The organism is Pseudomonas sp. D5(2026), assembly GCF_057766845.1.
In genome coordinates this window covers 3,513,495-3,533,465 of record NZ_CM173421.1, presented here as the reverse complement: position 1 = coordinate 3,533,465, position 19,971 = coordinate 3,513,495, and the positions used below count along the sequence as shown (strand labels likewise).

General features: G+C 63.7%; 18 protein-coding genes and 2 riboswitches. Of the genes, 4 read left to right on the top strand and 14 right to left on the bottom strand.

Going from position 1 to position 19,971, the window contains the following annotated elements; translation table 11 throughout:
- Nucleotides 1–12: 12 nt before the first annotated feature.
- The 4 genes from AC3B5Q_RS16390 to AC3B5Q_RS16375 form a co-directional block, all read right to left on the bottom strand.
- A complete protein-coding gene (locus tag AC3B5Q_RS16390) occupies nt 13–1,350 on the bottom strand; it encodes an MFS transporter (RefSeq protein ID WP_021782816.1) in 1,338 nt (445 codons plus the stop codon).
- A gap of 180 nt (nt 1,351–1,530) precedes the next feature.
- The gene (locus AC3B5Q_RS16385) at nt 1,531–2,307 is read right to left on the bottom strand and encodes a ParA family protein (protein ID WP_021782815.1); all 777 of its coding nucleotides are present in this window, start codon (nt 2,305–2,307) and stop codon (nt 1,531–1,533) included.
- 159 nt (nt 2,308–2,466) lie between these two features.
- Nucleotides 2,467–4,038, bottom strand: coding sequence for a sensor domain-containing diguanylate cyclase (locus tag AC3B5Q_RS16380; RefSeq protein ID WP_021782814.1), 1,572 nt, complete (start codon nt 4,036–4,038; stop codon nt 2,467–2,469).
- Between the two features lie 59 nt (nt 4,039–4,097).
- Nucleotides 4,098–4,577, bottom strand: coding sequence for a hypothetical protein (locus AC3B5Q_RS16375; RefSeq protein ID WP_101196541.1), 480 nt, complete (start codon nt 4,575–4,577; stop codon nt 4,098–4,100).
- A gap of 133 nt (nt 4,578–4,710) precedes the next feature.
- Here AC3B5Q_RS16375 and AC3B5Q_RS16370 point away from each other — a divergent pair, with 133 nt between their 5' ends.
- Nucleotides 4,711–5,208, top strand: coding sequence for a GNAT family N-acetyltransferase (locus tag AC3B5Q_RS16370; RefSeq protein WP_103444103.1), 498 nt, complete (start codon nt 4,711–4,713; stop codon nt 5,206–5,208).
- Between the two features lie 56 nt (nt 5,209–5,264).
- Here AC3B5Q_RS16370 and AC3B5Q_RS16365 read toward each other — a convergent pair whose 3' ends face one another.
- The 8 genes from AC3B5Q_RS16365 to lpxO all read right to left on the bottom strand — a co-directional run bounded on the left by AC3B5Q_RS16365 (nt 5,265) and on the right by lpxO (nt 14,247).
- Nucleotides 5,265–6,053 (bottom strand): ABC transporter ATP-binding protein, encoded by a 789-nt coding sequence (locus tag AC3B5Q_RS16365; RefSeq protein WP_101196543.1) that lies wholly within the window; start codon nt 6,051–6,053, stop codon nt 5,265–5,267.
- Nucleotides 6,050–7,066, bottom strand: coding sequence for a FecCD family ABC transporter permease (locus AC3B5Q_RS16360; RefSeq protein WP_021782810.1), 1,017 nt, complete (start codon nt 7,064–7,066; stop codon nt 6,050–6,052). Before AC3B5Q_RS16360 ends, AC3B5Q_RS16365 begins: the two co-directional genes overlap by 4 nt.
- A complete protein-coding gene (locus AC3B5Q_RS16355) occupies nt 7,066–8,076 on the bottom strand; it encodes an ABC transporter substrate-binding protein (protein WP_392504247.1) in 1,011 nt (336 codons plus the stop codon). Before AC3B5Q_RS16355 ends, AC3B5Q_RS16360 begins: the two co-directional genes overlap by 1 nt.
- Nucleotides 8,077–8,187: 111 nt before the next feature.
- Nucleotides 8,188–8,385, bottom strand: a riboswitch (cobalamin riboswitch).
- Between the two features lie 28 nt (nt 8,386–8,413).
- Nucleotides 8,414–9,580, bottom strand: a complete 1,167-nt coding sequence (locus AC3B5Q_RS16350; protein WP_101196546.1) for an acetyltransferase domain-containing protein — start codon at nt 9,578–9,580, stop codon at nt 8,414–8,416.
- Nucleotides 9,581–9,697: 117 nt separating this feature from the next.
- Nucleotides 9,698–11,824: a TonB-dependent receptor gene (locus AC3B5Q_RS16345; RefSeq protein ID WP_103463149.1), complete on the bottom strand. Its 2,127-nt coding sequence runs from the start codon at nt 11,822–11,824 to the stop codon at nt 9,698–9,700.
- A gap of 109 nt (nt 11,825–11,933) precedes the next feature.
- Nucleotides 11,934–12,141: riboswitch (cobalamin riboswitch) on the bottom strand.
- A 94-nt stretch (nt 12,142–12,235) separates the two neighbouring features.
- The gene (locus tag AC3B5Q_RS16340; protein ID WP_003250500.1) at nt 12,236–12,805 is read right to left on the bottom strand and encodes a GNAT family N-acetyltransferase; all 570 of its coding nucleotides are present in this window, start codon (nt 12,803–12,805) and stop codon (nt 12,236–12,238) included.
- Nucleotides 12,806–12,883: 78 nt separating this feature from the next.
- Complete coding sequence (locus AC3B5Q_RS16335) at nt 12,884–13,228, bottom strand: carboxymuconolactone decarboxylase family protein (protein ID WP_014591592.1); 345 nt, start codon at nt 13,226–13,228, stop codon at nt 12,884–12,886.
- A gap of 119 nt (nt 13,229–13,347) precedes the next feature.
- The gene (gene lpxO / locus AC3B5Q_RS16330) at nt 13,348–14,247 is read right to left on the bottom strand and encodes a lipid A hydroxylase LpxO (RefSeq protein ID WP_021782806.1); all 900 of its coding nucleotides are present in this window, start codon (nt 14,245–14,247) and stop codon (nt 13,348–13,350) included.
- Between the two features lie 158 nt (nt 14,248–14,405).
- Here lpxO and thpR point away from each other — a divergent pair, with 158 nt between their 5' ends.
- Nucleotides 14,406–14,951, top strand: a complete 546-nt coding sequence (thpR, locus tag AC3B5Q_RS16325; protein WP_021782805.1) for an RNA 2',3'-cyclic phosphodiesterase — start codon at nt 14,406–14,408, stop codon at nt 14,949–14,951.
- A 27-nt stretch (nt 14,952–14,978) separates the two neighbouring features.
- Here thpR and AC3B5Q_RS16320 read toward each other — a convergent pair whose 3' ends face one another.
- Entirely contained in the window at nt 14,979–15,884 is a 906-nt protein-coding gene (locus AC3B5Q_RS16320) for an AraC family transcriptional regulator (protein ID WP_103444106.1), read from the bottom strand.
- Between the two features lie 181 nt (nt 15,885–16,065).
- Between AC3B5Q_RS16320 and calA the strand changes: the two genes are divergently transcribed.
- Nucleotides 16,066–17,118, top strand: coding sequence for a vanillin reductase (calA, locus tag AC3B5Q_RS16315; RefSeq protein WP_488392673.1), 1,053 nt, complete (start codon nt 16,066–16,068; stop codon nt 17,116–17,118).
- A 109-nt stretch (nt 17,119–17,227) separates the two neighbouring features.
- Here the strand turns inward: calA and AC3B5Q_RS16310 are convergent, their stop codons facing one another.
- Nucleotides 17,228–18,544 carry a WD40 repeat domain-containing protein gene (locus AC3B5Q_RS16310; protein ID WP_021782802.1) on the bottom strand — a complete coding sequence of 439 codons (1,317 nt, stop codon included), beginning with the start codon at nt 18,542–18,544 and terminating at the stop codon, nt 17,228–17,230.
- 205 nt (nt 18,545–18,749) lie between these two features.
- Here AC3B5Q_RS16310 and AC3B5Q_RS16305 point away from each other — a divergent pair, with 205 nt between their 5' ends.
- Complete coding sequence (locus AC3B5Q_RS16305) at nt 18,750–19,949, top strand: sugar transporter (RefSeq protein WP_021782801.1); 1,200 nt, start codon at nt 18,750–18,752, stop codon at nt 19,947–19,949.
- Nucleotides 19,950–19,971 lie beyond the last annotated feature (22 nt).

Below are 19,971 nucleotides of genomic sequence, written 5' to 3'. Positions count from 1 at the left end.
GCCCCGGAAATTTCAGACGGTGTTTCGGGTTCCGGCCCGCACACCGTCCATGCTCATGTCCTCATGCAAAGAAATCCGCGAAGTTTCCGGCAACGCCAAGCCGCCCACCAACGCCACCAGCGCAATCACCACCAGGTAGAACGCCGGTGCCAGGCTGCTGCCGGTTTGGCCGATGAGCCAGGTTGCCACCAGCGGCGCAGTGCCGCCAAATAGCGTGTAGGCCACGTTGTAGGTAATCGCCGAAGCGGTATAGCGGGTACGTGTAGGGAAACTTTCCGACAGCAATGCTGCGGTAACCACGCCACTGCACAGTGCCCCCACCGCTAGCAGGATCACCCCCAGCAACGCACCCGACATCGAGCCAGAGCTGGCCAGCCAGTACGCCGGGAACACGCTAAGCATCATCCACAGGCAGGTAAAACCGATGGTCTTGCGCCGCCCCACCCGGTCCGAAAATGCACCGGCCAGCGGGCAGCCCACGGCGGCGAACAGCAGGGCCACGGTGGTCACCAGCAGTGACTGCGCGCGGGTCAGGTTGCCGACCAGTTGCAGGTAGGTGGCGAAGTAGGTGGTGAACATGTAGAACGACAACGCGGTCAGCGAAATGAACGCCCCCAGGTTGCGGATGACCCGGCCATGGTGGCGCAGGGTTTCCTTCAGCGGTGAATGCTCGTGCTCCTTGCCTTGGGCGACGGCTTCGCGGAACGCCGGGGTTTCCTCCATGCGCCAGCGCAGGTACAGGCCGACCAGGCCCAGCGGTGCGGCAATCAGGAACGGAATGCGCCAGCCCCAGGCATTCATCGCCTCGGTCGACAGGCTGGCCTCCAGGCCATAAGCGATCACCGCTGCGCAGGCAAAGGCGGAAAAGGTCGACACAGGTACGAAGCTGCCATAAAAGGCGCGCTTGTCGTCAGGCGCGTGCTCCATCAGGTAGGCGCAGGCCCCGGCATATTCGCCACCGGCAGAAAACCCCTGCAGGCAGCGGGCCAGGGTCAGCAGCGCCGGGGCTGCCAGGCCGATGCTGGCATAGGTCGGCAGCAGGCCGATCAACGTGGTGGAGCCGGCCATCAGCAGGATGGTCAGCGACAGGATGCGCTTGCGACCCAGTCGGTCGCCCAAGGCACCGAAGACGATGCCGCCCAAGGGGCGCAGGGCGAAGGCCACGGCGAACACCGCGAAGGTTTTGAGCAAGGCCACGCTGGCGTCTTCGCTGGCAAAGAACTGGCTGGCGATCAGCGTGGCGAGAAAGCCGTACACGGCGAAGTCGAACCATTCGACGAAGTTGCCGATGGCCGAAGCGGCTATCACCCTGCGCAGGGTGGCGGGGGATACCTCATGATGTGCGGACATGCGGGAGCTCTCCGGTTTCCTTTGGCAGCCATGATGAAAGTGGCGCGGTAGGGCCGCGCCATCGTTATTGTGCTTGCCAGTAGATAGCCGGGCGCTGCAAGGCGCTTTGTCGAGGGCGACCTCGGTATACCTGATTCAACCGATGCAGCAGGTTACAGCCGGAGTGCCTCAAAAGGCCTGTCAGGCCGCACGCTCAAGCACATCCAGCAAATCGACAAATTCCAGGGCCAGTTTATGCCGTGGCGCCAAATGCACCAATGGCACCGAGGCATGGTGCGATTCACGCATCTTGATCGAACTGCTCAGGTACACCGGCAGCACCGGCAGGCCTTCGCTGCGCAGTTGATCGACCAGGGTCTGGTGCAGTGCGGTGCGGCCGGCGAACTGATTGACCACCACACCTTCCACCTGCAGCGCGGGGTTGTGGTCTTGGCGCAGTTCTTCGACCTCGGCCATGACACTGTGCAGGGCCTGGCGCGAGAAACTGTCGCAGTCGAACGGAATCAACAGACGCTCGGCCGCCACCAGCGCGCTGAAGGTGTAGAAGTTCAGTGCGGGCGGGGTGTCGATGTAGATCCGCTCGTAGTCCTCGCCCAGCGCCACCAGCAACTTGCGCAGCTTGTTGATCTTGAACTTGCTCTCCAGCTTGCTTTGCAGGTCGCTGAGGTCAGGGCTGGCGGTGACCAGGTGCAGGTTGCTGTAGCGGGTTTCGGTGATTGCCACGCGGTGCTTCTTGCCGGCGGCAGTAACCGGCGACAAGGTCTGGCGGAAGAAGTCGGCGATGCCGGCAGGAATGGTGTCGTTGGCCAGCCCGGTCAGGTAGAAGGTGGCATTGGCCTGTGGGTCGAGGTCGACCAGCAAGGTTCGGTAGCCCTCGGCGGCACTGGCTGCGGCGAGGTTGCAGGCAATGCTGGATTTGCCAACGCCACCTTTCTGATTGAAAACCACACGACGCATGAGACGCTCATCCATGAAGTGAAAATGTCAGGTCGGGGTCAATCCTATGACTGGAACGCTGCAGTTTTATGACAGGAATTGTTACAGGGCAGCGATGCATCGTTGCCTGTATCGGCATTTTCACGGGCGAGCCCGTTCCATGGTGACAACACAAGGCGTTCAGGCAAAAGCGACCCGGTTGCGCCCCTCTTGCTTGGCCCGGTAAAGCGCCCGGTCAGCCTCGCCCAATGCGTTCATGGGCTCGCCGTGCGTCTCGCCATCCCAGTGCGTCACCCCCAGCGAAATTGTCACTGCCCCCACCGGTTCCACCGGCATATCCTGTACGGTCACACGCAACCGTTCGGCCACTGCGGCGGCCACATTCAGGGTTGCCCCAGGCAGCAATATCAAGAACTCCTCGCCGCCGGTGCGACACAACAGGTCGCCCTCGCGGCAACAACGGCGCATGAGCTCCGCCAGCTGGCGCAGCACCTGGTCGCCCACTTCGTGTCCATGGCTGTCATTTATCCGCTTGAAATGGTCGATATCCAGCGCAATGGCAGCAAACTCCCGGTTTTCAGCTTCCAGTAACGAAAGGCTGAATTCCAGGCTGCGGCGGTTGCCCAGGCCGGTCAGCGGGTCGGTCTGGGCGTCCCGATTGAGCCGGCCGATGCGTTCTTGCAGCAAGTTCAGGCTGAACAGCAATGCGCGCTTGAGCTCTGCCGCCTCGAAGTACCAGGCCCGCACCTGATGCAAGCGTTCGGCGGTACCGGCGCGGTCCATCGTGCGGGCACTCGCGGCCAGTTTCCACAGCGGCCGGGCGATGGTACGGGCCAACCACCACAGCAGCAGGCTGCCAACCAGCGCCAAAGGCGCCGAACTGGCGATCACGTTCAGCACCAGATGGTTCAGCGGCGTCACCGTCTGCGCCAAAGGCTGCTGAGCTACCACGCCCCAGCCGGCGCTGGGTACAGTGGCGAAACCGGCGAGCATTTCCACGCCTAGGCTATTGGTCAACTGCCGGGTACCGCTGTCCAGTGTCGCCAGCTGGTCAACTAGCGCATTGCCCTCCACCACCGTGCCTACCCGTTCGCTATTGGGGTGGTACAGCAGGCGTCGGTTGCGGTCGACCACATACAGGTACGAACCGTCCTTGTAGAAATGCTCGCCCAGCAGGCTGTTGAGGATGTTGTGTTCACGCAGGTACAGGCTGCCACCCACATACCCCAGGTAGCGGCCGTTGTTGTCGAAAATAGGTTGCGAAAGCACCACCACCAGGTTGTCGGCCGCCGACAGGTAGGGCGTGGAAACCAGTGGACGGCGTTCGTGCAGGGCTTCCTGAGCGCCGGGCGACTGCACGTGGGTGCCGATCAGGTGGCGTAGCGGGGCGGGGGATACTGCCAGCAGTACCCCGTTGGCATCGATCACGAAGGTGGAGTTGAAGGCCATGCTCTGGCCCAGTACGCGGTCAGTCTCTACCTGCAGCGCTGCGGTGTCGCTCAACTGTCGGCTTTGTACACCGGCGCTGAACATCAGTTGCTGCAAGGCGCTGCCAATGAAGGTTTCGGTGATGCTGGCCAGCTTTCTCGCATACACCCGGTTGGCTTCCAGGGCATTGTCGATCAGTAGCTGGCGCTGCACCCGGTAGCTGGCGAAATAGCTGGCGCACAGCATGACCACTGCGGTCAGGGCGCAGAGCACCAGAATGAGTGTACGTAGATCCAGGCGCAATCCGTGCTTGGTGTGTGGCAATCCTGACCTCGGGTGATCGTAAAGGGCTGCTGAACGGGAGTTACCTTAGCGGGTGGCGCTCAAGAGCCTGCCTTGTCCAGTGCATCAAGCTCATCTTCCACCTGTTGCATGCGCTGTTCGACCAAGGCCTGCACGTTCACATCGCGGGCGGTTTCGCGCATCAGCGCGGTGAGTTTTTCGCTCAAGCGTTTGCCGGCTTCGGTGTCTTCCAGGGCGCGCGCTTTGGCGGGGTCCTGAGTGGCGGCGACGATGGTGGCGAATTCGGCGTCGCTGAAGTTCTTTTCGCTGTACAGGCGGAACAGGTCCCGGCGCTGGTCCTCGACGGTCAGGTGCTTGCGCAGTACGTCCTGGATGGTCGCTTGCGACAGCTGCGGGTGAGTGCGGCCCAGCAGCGCGGACATGCGCTCGATGTTGTGCGTGTAGGCGTCCTGCAGCGGCAGCTGGGCGAGGATCTGTTCTTCACGGGAGGGTTTCTGGTCGCAGGCGGTGAGTGCAGCAGCCAGCAACAGGGGGAACAGCAACTTCGGGAGGCGAGGCATGGTGTGGCCTGGTCGGGCAGTGAAGACTGCCGATTATACCGGTGTCCGCCTTGCCGCGACGAGCCCTGTGATTTGCCTTGAGCGGCACGCTGCGGTAGAACCGTGCGCTCCCGATCACACTGGCAACCGCCCGATGCCGAACTGGACCCTGCAACCTGTAGCGCGTGACGCCATTGCCGAAGTGCTGGCGTTTGTCGACAGCGCTCGCCGCGTGCTTTTTCCGATGCTCGCCAACGCACCCTTGCCGCGTGACCTGGCGCATTTCGCCGACACTTACCTGGACGGCGCGGGCTGTTTTCTGGAAGCCCGTGAGGGTGAGCGGCTGGTCGCGGTGATAGGTTACTTGCCCTATGATCATCGCTTTGCCCAGCTTGATTACCGCGCAGAGCGGGTAGTCGAGGTGGTGCGGCTGTTCGTGTTGCCGGCCTACCGCAGGCATGGCCTGGCGGCTGCCTTGTTTGGTGCCTTGCGCGAACGGGCGATGCAAGCGGGCGTCGACTGCCTTTACCTGCATACTCATCCGTTTCTGCCGGGCGCCATTGCGTTCTGGGAGCGGCAAGGGTTCACGCTGGTGGATGTGGAGCAAGACCCGGTGTGGCAGACCACGCACATGCAGTTGCGATTACGCTGACCTGTGGGAACGTGCCTGTTGGCAATGACGCAACAGCATGGGCAGGGCTACTTGGTTCAGGGGGCGCGAAAGCGCAGGATGCGCGCGCCGTCGAAAGGGTCGGTGAGGTAGTGGGCGTGGACGCCGAAGGTGCTCAGCAGGCGCTTGGGGGTAAGCACCTCGAAGGGTTTGCCGAGCGCGATCAGGCGGCCTTTGTCAAGAACCGCGACACGGTCGCAGGTCAGCGCCTGGTTGAGGTCATGCAGCGCCACCAGGGTGGTTACCGGCAGCGCCTGCACTTGTTGCAGCAGGCTTAGCTGATGCTGGATGTCCAGGTGGTTGGTCGGCTCGTCCAGTAGCAGCACCTGCGGCCGTTGGGCCAGCGCGCGGGCGATGTGTACACGCTGGCGCTCGCCACCGGACAGCGACCCCCACAGGCGCGTGCGCAGGTGCAGGGCATCGAGGTCGGTCAGGGCTTGCTCGACGATGGCGCGGTCCTGCCGCGAGAACGGTGCCAGGGCCGAGAGCCAGGGTGTGCGGCCCAAGGCAACCGCGTCGAACACGCTGATCGCATCGAGGGTGTCGGCCTGTTGCTCGACCAGCGCCAGCGTCTGGGCAACACGGCGGCGGGGCATCTGTGCCAGTGGCTCACCCATGAGCTGCACGCTGCCGCAGGCCGGTTTGCGCAACCCTGCCAGCAACTTCAGTAGCGAGGATTTGCCCGAGCCGTTAGGGCCGACAATGCCCAGGGTTTCACCGGCGACAACGCTGAGGTCGATATCGCTGAGCACGGTATTGCCGGCCAGTTGCAGCCCCAGCCCATGGCAGGCCAGCGGAGGGATGCGAACTGCTGTCATGGCGGTCATGGGCGCCCCCGACGGCTAACCAGAATCAGCGCGAATACGGGGGCACCGATCAGCGCAGTCACCACGCCCACCGGGATCACCTGGCCGGCGATCAGCGTGCGTGAAAGAATGTCTGCCGCAATCAGGAACAGCGCACCGCCCAGTGCGCTGGCGGGCAACAGACGGCTGTGCCCGGGGCCGAGCAGAAGGCGCAGGGCATGGGGTATTACCAGCCCGACAAACCCGATGGCGCCGACAATGGACACCATCACAGCCGTCACCAGCGCTGCACAACTGATCAGCAGCAATTGGGTGCGCCGCACCGGGATGCCCAGCGAGGCGGCCGAATCGGTACCGAAGGTGAAGGCATCCAGAGCACGGCGGTGCCACAGGCACACCAGCAAACCGAAAATCGCCACCGGCACAGCCAGCCACACCGAAGGCCAGCGCACGCCGCTCAGGTTGCCCAGCAGCCAGAACAGGATACCGCGCGCCTGCTCGGCGGTGGCCGACTTGGTGATCAGGAAGGCGGTCAGTGCATTGAACAGTTGCGAGCCGGCGATACCGGCAAGGATCACCTGGGCATTGTTGCTGCTGGGGCCGGCCGCGCGGGCCAGCACCAGTACCAAGGCGAATGCGGCCACGGCACCGATGAAAGCCCCTGCGGACATGCTTAACGCCAGGCTACCCAGGCCCAGCAGGCCGACGAGTACCGCGCCGGTCGAGGCACCGGCAGACAGCCCCAGCAAGTAGGGCTCGGCCAGTGGGTTGCGCAACATCGCCTGCAGGATGACACCGCAGGTGGCCAGCCCGGCGCCACAAGCGGCTGCGACCAGGGTGCGGGTCAGGCGGTAGTTCCAGACGATGCCGGCGTCGATCGGGTCCACCGGGTAGGCGGCTTGCCACAGGTGGTTGGCCAGCACCTGGCCGACCACGCTGGGCGACAGGTTGGTTTCGCCGATGGCGGTGCCGGCCAGCAGGGCAGCCAACAGGGCGGCCAGGGCAACGGCGATGCAGGGTAACAGGCGAATCATCACTGGGCTGCTTTACCGCTGGCGAAGGCCGTGGACAGCGTTTGAACGCCGCGGAACAGGCGGATACCGGCCTGCATGGCGTCGGCGTCAAGGATAATGATACGGTCGTGCTTCACTGCGTCCATGTTGCGGGTTACCGGATCACTGCGCAGGAATTCGAGCTTTTTCTGGTAGTCGTCGGCGGGGAAACGGCGGCGGTCCATGCGCGCGATGATCAGCCAGGTCGGATTGGCCTTGGCCAGGGTTTCCCAGCCTACGCTTGGCCATTCTTCGCTGGACTCGACCACGTTGCGTACACCAAGGGTGCGCAGCATGAAGTCGGCGACACCCTGGCGGCCGGCCACATAGGGGTCGATGTGAAGGTCGGCGCTGGAGAACCAGAACAGCGCCGTAGTTGCCGACAGGTCCTTGCCGGCCAGCCGCGCCCTGGCGCTGTCCAGATGCCCTTGCAATTCTGCGTTCAGGGCCGCACCGCGGTCCTGAACGTCGAAGATCTCGGCCAGTTGGCTGACGCTCTTGTAGATGCTGTCTACCTGGAACGCTTGCAGGCGGGTGCCGTCTGCACCGACCAGGTTGTCCTTGCCTTCGCAGTCCGATGGCAGCACGTAGGTGGGGATCTTCAGTTCATCGAACTGCTCGCGGGTGGCGACCGAGCCCTGGGCACCGACCATCCATTCGAACTGCACCGCGACCAGCTGCGGGTGCTTGCCGACCACCGCCTCGAAGCTGGGTTCGTTGTCGGCCAGGCGTGGAACCTTGGCGTTCACTGCCTGGTATTCAGGCAATACGTTGTTGAACCACAGCGCGGTGCCCGCCAGCTTATCACCCAGCCCCAAGGCATAGAGCAGCTCGGTACCGGCCTGGCCGATGGTGACGGCGCGCTGCGGTGCCTGAGCAAAAGTCTGCGGCTTGCCGCAGTTGTCGACCGTCAGCGGGTAGTGGGTGGCAGCGGCCTGGGCCAGGCCGGTGAGGCCTAGGCCCGCGAGCAGGGTGGCGAAACGGGGCAGCATGCTGGGCGATCTCCTATCGGACAGTTCTGGTGAGGAACGCACGGACAGGCATCGCCGAGCCCCAGCGGGTGGCTGGGGCAACACTGACGGCCAATCCCGGACACCCCGCCGGTTGGTGAATGCAGGCCGGCAGGTCTCCTGACTGGTGCGTCATGGCCTGGCTCCGGCCTTCCCGGGCGGTAGGCCCAGTGGCATGGGTGGAGCAGGCTCGGCACCTACAGTTGCGGGGGCAGTTCCGTTTGGCCCGTATTGGCGGGCCTGGGATTCCCTGTTAGTTCCGTGGTGGAAACCGGCGGCCCGCATGGTAGACCATCGCGGCGCCGGGGGAAAACGCTTTTCAGAAGTACTTCATCCAGCTGATGTCGCGGCGGCGCTGCTTCAGCCGGGCGAACCCGCGCACCGGCAGGTACAGCGAAACCGCCAGCAGTACCGCGCCCAGCCACACCGTTGCAATGCGGTCGAAACCGAAGTAGTCGCCATGGTTGAGCCCGAACAGCGCCACGCAGGCCAGGTACAGCAGCTTCAGCACATACAGGTGCAGCAGGTAGAAGAACATCGGTGCCGCACCGAACACCGCCAGTGCCGTGATCCAGCGCACTTGGCCGGCCCGCTCGAACGCGCGTAACAGCAGCAGGCCACAGCCCAGGGTCAGGGCCAGGAACAGAAGCGACGGTGGGTATTTGGTGATGTTGAAGAAGCTCATCAGGGTTTGCGTGAAGGTTGGATAACCGCTCCACGGCGCCTCACCGTAACCGTTGAACATGCGCAGCAGGGCAAAGCCAAGCAGCGCGAGCAAACCGGCTACCTGCAGGTGTTGCTGGCGTTGTCCGGCATCGCTGCCACGGGCGAACCAGGGCCCCAGGCCGTAACCCAGGGCGATGACGCCGATCCAAGGCAGCACCGGGTAAGACGTGCGCAGGTGCAGGGTCTCGGAAAACGCCAGCCAGCCACGATCATGCAGGATTGCCCACGGCACATGCAGGGCTGACTCTACGCCGAAGTGCACGCCGTCGAGCAGGTTGTGGCCGGCGACGATGATGGCGCCCAGGGCGAGTAGCGCGGCGCGTGGCAGCCACACCAGCAGCGACAGGGCGATCATGCTGACGCCGATGGCCCAGATCACTTGCAGGTAAATCACGCTGGGGGGCAACTGGAAGGTCCAGGCGAAGTTGACCAGGGTGAACTCCAGCACCACCAGGAACAGCCCGCGTTTGAGCAGGAACGCCGAGACGTCGCCACGGCCCTGATACTTCTCGCCATACAGCCAGGCCGACAGGCCGGTCAGCAGGACGAACACCGGCGCACACAAGTGGGCGAGGGTGCGGCTGAAGAAAAGCGCCGGTTCCGTGGTGTCGATGGCCATGGGGTCGCTGACCTGGTGGTGCAGGAAGAAAGTCTCGCGGACGTGGTCCAGGAGCATGAACAGGATCACCAGGCCGCGCAGGGCATCGATGCTCTGCAGGCGCTGGGTGATCAGCGTGGGCGTGGCGCTGGCACTTGTCATGGGCTGTCTAATAGGAATGGATTTCATGTGAAACGTTATCGTATAACAAGATGCTAAAAGGGAATAGAGGTTTTTGTGTGGCCTGTGCCGGGCTCTTCGCAGCACAAGCCACCCAGATCAGAAGCTGTAATCCACCGTCGCGAAGTACGACCGCGGCATCCCCATCAACCACTGCTGCCCGCTGAACGCCGACTGCACATACTCGCGATCGAACAGGTTGTTCAACTGCAACCCCAGCTTCACGTCCGGCAACACTTGCCAGGCGATGTTGGCATCGACCACGGTGTAGCCGGGGGCGCTGTGGTTATTGGCGGTATCGGCATAACGCTCATCCACATAACGCGCCCCCAAGCCGGCCTCTACCTGCTGGCCGAAGCCTTTGCTCAACCAAAGGTTGGCGGTACGCCGTGGCACGTTGGCCGGCCGGTTGCCTGCGCGGTCCTGCGGCAGACCGCCGACCATTTCGTCGAAGTCGTCGTACTTGGCGCGTACCAGCGATGCATTGGCCGACACCTGCCACTGATGGGCCAGGGCCAGCTCCAGCGTCGCTTCCAGGCCATCGGAGGTCTGCTGCCCGGCTTGTTGCTTCTCGTGCGTGATCGGGTCGTCGACCAGCAGCTTTTTCTTGACGATGTGGTAGGCAGCAAGCGTCCATTCGCCACGCCCCTCCCAAAAGCGCTGCTTGATGCCGGCCTCGGTCTGCTTCGCCTCGGTCAGGTCATAGTGCATCTGCGCGGGGCTGAGGCTGATGAGGTTGTTGACCCCGTCCTCGCTGGTTGAGTACTGGCCGTACAACGACAGGTCGTCGTTGAGTGCATACACCAGCCCCACGCGCCAGTTGCCACCTTGCAGGCTACGATCGCTGCGGCTGTCGTTGGTCAAGTTGTTGCGGTCGATGTGGTTCTGGTCGCGACGCACGCCGGTAACCAACGACAGGCGATCGCTCAATTGCAGGCGGTTTTCGGCAAACAGGGCAAAGGTATGGGTGGTCGAGAGCGTTTGCGGCCGCAACGGCGAGGCGCTATGGAACCCGCCGGGCTGTGGCTGCCACGGGTCGACGTAGTCGCCGCCGACATCGTTGTAGGGGGAATTGCTGTCGACGTTGAAGCGCACCTTGTTGTACTCGGCACCGAGCACGGTCTTGCTGGCCAGGCCGAACAGGGTGTGGTCGAAGGTGAAGGTCTGGCGGTCGCCGAACTGCTCCTGGTTGTGCTTGATCTCCAGGTAGCTGCCGCGCAGCAGTTGCTGACGCTCTGCGTCCCAGCTGTAGTCCTCGGCGTTGCGCCAGTGGCGGCGGCTTTTGATGTAGTACAGCTGGTTGCTGGCGCTGAGCTGGTCGTTCAGCGCCCAGTCGGTTGTCAGCCGGGTCCATTCATCAACGTACTGCTGCACGTCGTTCTGTACGTTGTAGTTCTTTTTGCGCAGGCTGCTGCGGTAGTGGCCGTCGATCAGCGGGGTGCCGTAGTAGTTGGCAGGTTGTGCATCGCCGCGGTCATGGGCCAGCGTGAAGCTGAGGTCATCACTGGCATCGAAACGCAGCGCGGCGCTCATGGCCAGGCTACGTGAAGCGGTGCGGTCGACCCAGCCATTGCCGGCCTGCTGGTTCAGCGTCAGGCGGTAGCTCAGGCGCTCGCTGAGGCTGCCGCCGCTGTCCAGGCCGAGCTGCTGGCGGTCCCACGAGCCGTAACCCAGGCGCAGGTGGTTGCGCACTTCGCCGGCAAAAGGTTTTTTCGGGATCACGTTGATCACCGCGCCGGTGGCGCCTTCGCCATGCAGTACCGAGGCCGGGCCGCGAATCACCTCGATGCGTTCGACCATCCACGGGTCGACCGGGAAGGTTTGGGTGCCGGCACCGGTGTACAGGCGCGCGCCGTCGAACAGGGTCATCACCGAGCTGTGGCCGGCAAAGCCGCGGGCAGACAAGCCTGTACCGCCGTCCCCCGGTGAGCCGACGAAGGTAATGCCCGGCGAGCGGGTCACTGCATCCTGCACTGTGAGGTTGTTGCGCTGCTGAATCTGCCGTTCGCTGATACTGCTGGTGCTGGCCGGCGTCTCCAGGGCACTGAGGCCAAGGCGCGAGCCTGCCTGGGTCGGCGTGGCCAGGTCGATGGTACGGCTGTCGAGGGTGTCGGTGATGGCCGTGGAAGGCAGGGCCAGAGGCTGCGGGTCGCGGTCATCAGCCAGCGCCGGCAGGGTGACGGCCAGGCAGGCCGCCAGAGGGTGAAGCTTGAACATACGGGACATGTCGTTCCACTGCTGCAGGAATGAATGGATCCCGGTGGAAAACACGCAAAGGCGAACCATGCAGGCAGGCGCGCGCACGGATTCCGGCCTGCGCCCGCCCACCGCGGGTTGCCAAGTGAAGCTCCAGGCCGGTCTCCGGGCTTGCGAGGGGCATGAAACCTTCACCTTCCCATGCCTGAGCACAGTGGTATCTCGAAGGGTTCGCTCGCTTACCGTTGCGGGGGCAGCACCGGACTTGTCGTGGGCAACACGACGCACCGGTTTCCCGTTTCACCCTGCGCGCGGCGGCGCAGGGCACCTGAAACTGGCGCGCATCTGACCATTGAAAGGCTGGGGCGTCAAATGTGGGTGTGCTGTGAGTGTCGCGAAAAAATCAGGTTGTGAGTTTGAAGGCAGGTTTGCCTGAACAGGCTAGCGCCCGCGGCGCCGCGATACCCGTGCCTCGATGTTCTTGCGCCCGATCAGCAGCGGCGGCTTCTCCACCACCGGCTCATCCGCCAGCCATTTGTACATCACCAGGCAGTCCACCAGCCCCAGGCGGGCATGACGGTAGGCCTTGGGCAAACGGCCGACTGTTTCAAAGCCCAGCTTGTGCCATAGCGCCACGGCCACTGCGTTGGTGGCTACCACCGAGTTGAACTGCAATGCCAGAAAGCCTTCCTGGCGCGCGAGCTTTTGCGAGTGCTCGCACATCAAGCGCGCCACGCCCCGGCCGCGCGCCTGTTCGCAGACCATGTAGCCGCAATTGCCTACATGCGCACCAGGCCCGGCAGCATTGGGCTTGAGGTAATAGGACCCCAGTAGCTCGCCATCTTCTTCGGCCAACAGCGTGTGCAAGGGCAGCTCCAGCCACAGCTGGCGGGCCTGCTCGAAGCTCAGCGCCGGGTCGAAAGCGTAGGTTTCACGGGCTTGGACAATGGCCTGGAAGGTGGGCCAGAAACGATCAAAATCTTCCGGCGTCATGGGGCGAATGTGGATCATGCGGGTTCCTGCGCGGGGTGAGCCGCCCAGTCTGGGTGGCGCGGCGCCGTCGCGCAAGGGCGACGACGCCGTTTGTGCTCAACCGTTGGCCTTGCCCACCGCGTCCATTGCGCGGGCCGAGTACACCAGCGCGGCACCGGCGTTCATGGCCACGGCCACGCCGAGGGCCTCGGCAATTTCCTCGCGGCTGGCACCCGCTTTGACGGCCTGCTGCGAATGCACGGCGATACAGCCGTCGCAGCGGGTGGTCACAGCCACGGCCAAGGAGATCAGCTCGCGGGTCTTGGCATCCAGGTGGTTGGTTTTGGCGCCTGCACCGCTGGCGGTCATGTAGCCGGCTACGGTGTCGGGTGAGAGTTGCTTGAGATCGCCGATGCCGGCCATCAACTGCTTACGGTAGGCGTCCCAGTCCATCATGCTCATCGTCTTCACCTTGGGGGGGTTGCGAGTGGAGCTTTCAGGCTAGTCGAAGAGTTGCACGTGTGAGGCGGTACTTTGGTTGGTAAACGCAGGTCACTCGTACAGTGGCCTGCGTTGAGCCTTCAGATGTAGATGAACACCAGCACCAACGCCGCGACCACTGCCCATTTTTCCAGGTAGTAGCGCATGCGGTTGCGCTTTTTCAGCGCCTTGCCACGCTCGCGGATCTTGTAGATGCGGGTGAACAGGCGGTTGATGCCACCGGTCTTGTCGCTGGCGTCGTTGGGCGCAGCGGCAGCGGCCATCACGTTGCGGCTGAACCAGCGGTTGAACGCAGTTGCCCAGCGGTACTTGAGCGGGCGTTCGACGTCGCAGAACAGGATGATGCGGTTGTGCTCGGTGGTGTTGGCCGCATAGTGGATGTAGGTTTCGTCGAAGATGACCCCCTCACCATCGCGCCACGCGTATTTCTCGCCGTCCACATCGATGTAGCAGCCATCGTCATTCGGTGTGTCCAGGCCCAGGTGGTAGCGGTAGGAACCGGCATACGGGTCACGGTGGCGCACCAGCTTGGCACCGGGTGGCAGGGTGGCGAACATGGCCGCCTTGACCGTGCCGATGCCTTGCAGCAGCTCGGTCGTGCGTGGGCAAAGGGCCATTGCCGACGGGTGGCTTTCGCCATACCACTTCAGGTAAAAGCGCTTCCAGCCGGTCTTGAAGAACGAGTTGAAACCGACGTCATCGTAATTGTCGGACTTCTTGATTTCACCCACGTGCAGCAACTGGCGACCTTCCTCGCGGATCTCCTGCCAGTGGTCCTGCAGCGGTTTCAGTTCTGGAAAGGCCTCGACCGGCAGGTAAGGCTTAGCCGGGTGTTTGGAGAACAGGTACAGGAAGCTGTTGATCGGGGCCAGGAAGCTGGAGTGGTCGCCCAGCTGGCGAGTCAGCTTGTGGCGAACCCGACCGCGCAGGTGAACATAGGCGATCGAGAGGACGAAGATGAGTACGAGTGCAATTTTCATGGACGTTTACTGGTCGAAGAATGGCCATGCGCCATGGCATGAGCCCGCCAGCATAAACAATCATGGGGGTAGTTTGTACTGATTGTTACGAAACTGTGGGGCGACATTGGTGTAATACCCTACAGTCTTGCGCAAACGTTTCATGTCAGGGAGTTGGTATGGTTCAGGATATACGCCCCAGTGGTAGTCCGTTCAAGCGGCTGTTCTTCGCCTTGCCGGTCAGCGACGCCCAGCGCCGTGACCTGGCCCAGTGGCGGCGAGGGCTGAACCTGCGCAGCGGCAAACCGGTGCCGGCCGCCAACTTCCACGTCACGCTGCTGTTCCTCGGTGATGTGGATACCGCGCAGGTGCCTGCGATTTGCGCGGCCGTCGACCAACTGGCGCTGCCAGCCTCGGCGCCGCGGCTGTTGCTCGACCGTTTGCAGGTGTGGCAGCGGGCCAGCGCCCTGGTGCTGGAGGCGCAGCAGGTACCGCCGACCCTGTTGCAACTGGTGTACGGTTTGCAGCAGGCGCTGCTGCCGTTGGGGATGGAGGCGGCCAAACGTGAGTATCGACCGCACCTGACGCTGTCCAGGGATTACCGCGGGCAGCCGCCCGAGGCCAGCAGCGCGCCGGAGTTTTACCTCACCGCACGACACTTTACGCTCTACGAGTCGCGCAAGGGGGCTTACTGGCCCTTGGCGCAGTGGCCGCTGGTGGACTGACCTGCAGGGGCCGTCCAGGTCAAGCAACTACACCGGCAAGCTCTGGTAAGGCAATTCATCCCCCGGGCTACGTTCGAACTGGCGCTTGTACTCGCGACTGAACTGCGAGGTGCTCTGATAGCCCACCCGGTGCGCAGCCTGTGCCACGCCCAGGCCTTCGCCGATCAGCATCTGCTGCGCCTTGAGTAGCCGCAAGCGCTTGAGGTACTGCATCGGCGCCATGTCGGTGCAGCGCTTGAAATGTTCGTGGAAGGTCGAAACGCTCATGTTGGCGCACGCAGCCAGCGCCTCCACGCTCAGCGGCTCGCTGTAGTGCTCGCGCAGGTGGGCGAGGGCAGCGCCGATGCGGGCGAAGTGCCCCTGTTGCTCCACCAGTGCCCGCAGCACACCGGCCTGGGGACCCCGCAGGGCGGTGTACAGCACTTCGCGTACACGCGCCGGGCCCAGCACTTTGGCGTCCAGCGGGTCGTGCAGGCAGCGCAGCAGCCGTTCCACGCTTTCGCGCATGGGCGCATCGAGTGCCGCCGATGTCATTGACTGCGGGGTTTGCGCCTGCACTTCAGCGTCCGGTGCCAGGCCCATGCTCTGCACCAGTTCACCCAGCACGCCACGGTCGATGCCCACCGCCACGCCCAACAGCGGCGCCTCGCGGGTGGCGAAGGTTTCGCACATGAACGGCACCGACAACGCCTGCACCAAGTAATGCCCGGCGCCGTACTCCAGGGTGCGCGGCCCCAGGCGCGCCAGCTTGCTGCCCTGGGCCAGGATCATCAGGCTTGGTTCGTAGATCTGCGGGCTGCTGGCCACATAGTGGTCCCAGCTCAGCACCTGCACCTGGGGCAGGTGCGTGGGCACAAAGCCTGGGCGCGTGGCGAGGCTGCGGATCAGTGCGCAAAGCGGCGCATTGGCATCGACGTGACGGGTCAGTTGCATGGTGGACCAAGGGCAGAGAATCAGACAGCTTGATCATCGCAGATTGAGGGCGTGGCGCCAGCTATGGGTTGGCATCTTCGTAGAATCAGGCATGCATGCCGGAGAATCAGCCGTGGGCGAGGCGGCAAACGGCGCGCAGAATGCGTCGCCTGAATCGTTTCACTTCACTGCGAGGCCCTGCATGTATACCGCCATCGGTTACGCCGCTCAAACCCCCACCAGCCCCCTGGCCCCCATGACGTTCCAACGCCGCAGCCCGCGCCCGGACGACGTCGCCATCGACATTCTGTACTGCGGCGTGTGCCACTCCGACATCCACCAGGCGCGCAACGAATGGGGCATTGCCGTGTACCCGCTGATGCCGGGCCACGAGATCATCGGCCGGGTCACGGCGGTGGGCGACAAGGTCACCGCGTACAAGGTCGGTGACCTGGTGGGCGTTGGCTGCATGGTCGACTCGTGCCGTACCTGTGAAGCCTGCGCCAAGAATCTGGAGCAATACTGCCTGGAAGGCCCGACCATGACCTACGCCACCCCGGACCGGGTCGATGGCAGCAACACCATGGGGGGGTATTCCAGCAGCATCGTGGTCAGCGAGCACTTCGTGGTGCGCATACCAGCCGGTATGGACCTGCCCAGCGCTGCGCCTATCCTGTGCGCCGGCATCACCACCTATTCGCCGCTCAAGCACCACGGCGTGGGCCCGGGCCACAAGATCGGCATCCTCGGCATGGGCGGCCTGGGCCACATGGGCATCAAACTGGCCAAGGCGCTGGGTGCGGAAGTGACCCTGTTCACGCGCTCTCAGGCCAAAGCCGAGGAAGCGCGCCGCCAGGGGGCCGACCATGTGATCGTCTCCACGGATGCCGAGCAGATGCGCGCCGCTGCCGGCCGTTTCGATTTCCTGCTCGACACCATTCCGGTGCAGCACGACCTCAACCCGTACCTGGAAACGCTGAAGTTCGACGGGGTGCACATCCTGGTCGGCCTGATCGAACCGATTGACCCGGCATTGCATGCGGCCAACCTGGTGATGAAGCGCCGGGTGCTGGCGGGGTCGTTGATCGGGGGGATTGCCGAGACTCAGGAAGTGCTGGACTTCTGCGCCGAGAACGACATCCGCTGCGATATCGAGATGCTGGATATCCGCAACATCAACCAGGCCTATGAGCGGATGATTGCCGGTGATGTGAAGTACCGGTTCGTGATCGACATGGCCACGCTACAGGGCTGATTGATCGGTTGCCTGTACGGGCCTCTTCGCGGGCAAGCCCGCTCCTACACAGGGGTGATGTAGGGCTTGCGCGCGGTGGGCCCGTACAGGCAGCAACGATGCAGCCGTTTTACCAGGCCATTGGCTTGTCCCAGCCCTTCCAGAACAACCATCGCCGCACCTCGCCGTGCGCCCCGGTACCGATCTGCCACTCGGGCCGCCCGCTATCCAGCGCAATCACCGAAATAACCCCCGCATGGCTCGCCGCCACCAGTGTTTGCCCGTCGGCGCTGATATCCATCGCACTGATGGTCGATCCCAGGTAATGCTGCCAATGCTCCGTACCCTCTTCGCCAAACGCCCGCAGGTAGCCATAGGCATCACCCACAATGTACTCGCCATCGCGCGCTACCCCCGCATACACCCTTGCGCCATCCTGCACCAGCGGGGTACGCGGGTCCTGGCTGTAGTAATCGGTATCCAGCCCGTGCAGGTCTGCCACCCTCACGGCCAGCGTGGCGCCGCTGTAGAAATGGCAGGCATTGACGATCAACTGGTCACCGGCGCGGTTGAACAAGGCAAAGTGTGGGTATTCGCTGCCCGGGCCGATGTGCGCCAGCGGCTTGAGCTGTTCGTCCAGAACAAGGTGCCGGCTGCCTTGCTCACCCACGACGATCAGCCGGCCATCCGCCGACACCGCACCATGCTCCATGCTCAGCCCCAGGCTGATATCGTCCGGGTCGGTGCCCTCGGCCAACTCATCGAGCACGCGTGCTTGCTGTGGCAGCAGGCGGGTCGCACCTTGGGTGGCCAGCACAAAGATACCTTCGGCACTCACCAGCAGCACGCGCTGGCCGTCGGGGAAGGGGATCAGCGCGGTCGGTGTGGGCGGCAGGTCGAACGGCTCGAACGGGTAACCTGGCGGCAACCCCTCCAGCCCCGTGGGCCAGGCCAGACGTTGCACCTGCGGGCCACCCCAGCCATCGGTCACACGCACGCCCTCGGCATTGGCCAAGGCGAAATAGCGCCGCGCCGGGCAGCGGCCAAAGTGTTCGACGCCGATGACCGGGGTTACCCCATGGTGGTCTATACGCACCACCTGGCCCTTGTCGTAAGGCATGCCGATACGTGCCAGCAGGCTGCCATCTTCCAGCAGCAGGACACTGCCGATGCCTTGGCCGTGCGCTTCGAGCAACGGTACCAAGGGCTGGTGCGCGGGTGGCCAGGCCTCACGGAAGGCCTGGCGCTGCAGTTCGTCGACGCCAGGGTGGTTGGCTGCCTGCAGGGCTGCCAGCCAGGCGTCGAGCAGGTGTTCGGTGGCGGGTGCCTGCGGCTCTTCGAGGTTGTCCCAACCGTGCGCACGGCCCTGCGCGACATAGTCGTTGACGGCCTGGGCATAGGCGGTAACTGCCTGCTGCCACTGCTGCTGGGGGGGCTGCTTGTCCATGAGCGGATCGGGCTCCTTGTTGCACACGCGTTTCACACAAAGCGTGCATGGTACTCCTCCTGCCTGCCCTGTGGTTGTGAGGCCCCAGCTTGACGCGTACCATGCCGGGCATTCCTATCCATAACAAAACGTACGTTGGCACCCCTGCAAGCGGGTCGCTGGCGTGCGACTTGTTGCGTTGCCTGCGGAGAAGCAGTTTCCACCCATGAACGAACCCATCCCCACACACCTGCCGCCCACAACGGGCAGCGGCAGCTGGCTGAGCGTCATCGCCCTGGCCTTGGCGGCCTTCATTTTCAACACCACCGAGTTCGTCCCGGTGGCGCTGCTCAGTGACATTGGCCGCAGCTTCGACATGAGCACTGCCCAGGTGGGCCTGATGCTGACCATCTATGCCTGGGTCGTGGCACTGGCCTCGTTGCCCATGATGTTGCTGACCCGCAACATCGAACGGCGGCGTCTGCTGCTGTTCGTGTTCCTGGTGTTCATTGTCAGCCACTTGTTGTCGTGGCTTTCGCAAAGCTTCGCCATATTGCTGGTCAGCCGTATCGGCATTGCCCTGGCGCATGCGGTGTTCTGGTCCATCACTGCCTCGCTGGCGGTGCGTGTGGCGCCGCCGGGCCAGCAGGCCAAGGCGCTCGGCCTGCTGGCCACCGGTACTACCCTGGCCATGGTCCTTGGCATCCCGCTGGGCCGCGTAGTGGGCGAGGCACTGGGCTGGCGCATCACGTTCCTGAGCGTTGCCGGGGTAGCGCTTGCCACCATGCTGTGCCTGATGAAATCGCTGCCGCTGCTGCCCAGCCAGAACTCCGGTTCGTTGCGCAGCCTGCCGGTCCTGTTCAAGCGCCCGGCACTGGTCATTACCTACCTGCTGGTGACGCTGGTCATTACCGCGCAGTTCACGGCCTATAGCTATATCGAACCGTTCGCCCTGCACGTAGCGCAGTTTGGCGGCGACCGTACCACGCTGTTGCTGCTGTTGTTCGGCGGTGCCGGGGTTTTTGGTTCGTTGTTGTTCAGCCGCTACAGCGACCGCTTCCCGCATGGCTTTCTGGTGGGGTCGATCGGGTTGCTCGCCGCGTGCCTGTTGCTGATGTTGCCGCTGTCGGGCAACTTCCATGTGTTCGCAGTGCTGAGCATGTTCTGGGGCGTGGCGATTCTCAGCTTCAGTCTGTCGCTGCAGTCCAGGACCCTGAAGCTGGCGTCCGATGCCACCGATGTGGCCATGGCGCTGTTCTCGGGTATCTACAACATCGGCATTGGCGGTGGTGCGCTGCTGGGCAGTATCGTCAGCAGCCAGATGAATGTGGCGCATATCGGCCTGGTGGGCGGTAGCGTAGCAGTGGTCGGGCTGGTACTGGCCGTTGCCAGTACCCAGCGCTTTCGCGAGGCGCTGACTCGCTGAGCCGAGGCCGTTCAGGCCACTT

Bases quoted from the DNA above. Each gene is read 5' to 3' on its own strand.
- AC3B5Q_RS16365 (WP_101196543.1), bottom strand. From the start codon at position 6,053: ATGACCGCCATGACAGCAGTTCGCATCCCTCCGCTGGCCTGCCATGGG.
- AC3B5Q_RS16350 (WP_101196546.1), bottom strand. From the start codon at position 9,580: ATGACAAGTGCCAGCGCCACGCCCACGCTGATCACCCAGCGCCTGCAG.
- thpR (WP_021782805.1), top strand. From the start codon at position 14,406: ATGGTTCAGGATATACGCCCCAGTGGTAGTCCGTTCAAGCGGCTGTTC.
- AC3B5Q_RS16305 (WP_021782801.1), top strand. From the start codon at position 18,750: ATGAACGAACCCATCCCCACACACCTGCCGCCCACAACGGGCAGCGGC.
- AC3B5Q_RS16345 (WP_103463149.1), bottom strand. From the start codon at position 11,824: ATGTCCCGTATGTTCAAGCTTCACCCTCTGGCGGCCTGCCTGGCCGTC.
- AC3B5Q_RS16390 (WP_021782816.1), bottom strand. From the start codon at position 1,350: ATGTCCGCACATCATGAGGTATCCCCCGCCACCCTGCGCAGGGTGATA.
- AC3B5Q_RS16335 (WP_014591592.1), bottom strand. From the start codon at position 13,228: ATGAGCATGATGGACTGGGACGCCTACCGTAAGCAGTTGATGGCCGGC.
- AC3B5Q_RS16360 (WP_021782810.1), bottom strand. From the start codon at position 7,066: ATGATTCGCCTGTTACCCTGCATCGCCGTTGCCCTGGCCGCCCTGTTG.
- AC3B5Q_RS16340 (WP_003250500.1), bottom strand. From the start codon at position 12,805: ATGATCCACATTCGCCCCATGACGCCGGAAGATTTTGATCGTTTCTGG.
- AC3B5Q_RS16310 (WP_021782802.1), bottom strand. From the start codon at position 18,544: ATGGACAAGCAGCCCCCCCAGCAGCAGTGGCAGCAGGCAGTTACCGCC.
- AC3B5Q_RS16355 (WP_392504247.1), bottom strand. From the start codon at position 8,076: ATGCTGCCCCGTTTCGCCACCCTGCTCGCGGGCCTAGGCCTCACCGGC.
- AC3B5Q_RS16375 (WP_101196541.1), bottom strand. From the start codon at position 4,577: ATGCCTCGCCTCCCGAAGTTGCTGTTCCCCCTGTTGCTGGCTGCTGCA.
- AC3B5Q_RS16320 (WP_103444106.1), bottom strand. From the start codon at position 15,884: ATGCAACTGACCCGTCACGTCGATGCCAATGCGCCGCTTTGCGCACTG.
- AC3B5Q_RS16385 (WP_021782815.1), bottom strand. From the start codon at position 2,307: ATGCGTCGTGTGGTTTTCAATCAGAAAGGTGGCGTTGGCAAATCCAGC.
- calA (WP_488392673.1), top strand. From the start codon at position 16,066: ATGTATACCGCCATCGGTTACGCCGCTCAAACCCCCACCAGCCCCCTG.
- lpxO (WP_021782806.1), bottom strand. From the start codon at position 14,247: ATGAAAATTGCACTCGTACTCATCTTCGTCCTCTCGATCGCCTATGTT.
- AC3B5Q_RS16370 (WP_103444103.1), top strand. From the start codon at position 4,711: ATGCCGAACTGGACCCTGCAACCTGTAGCGCGTGACGCCATTGCCGAA.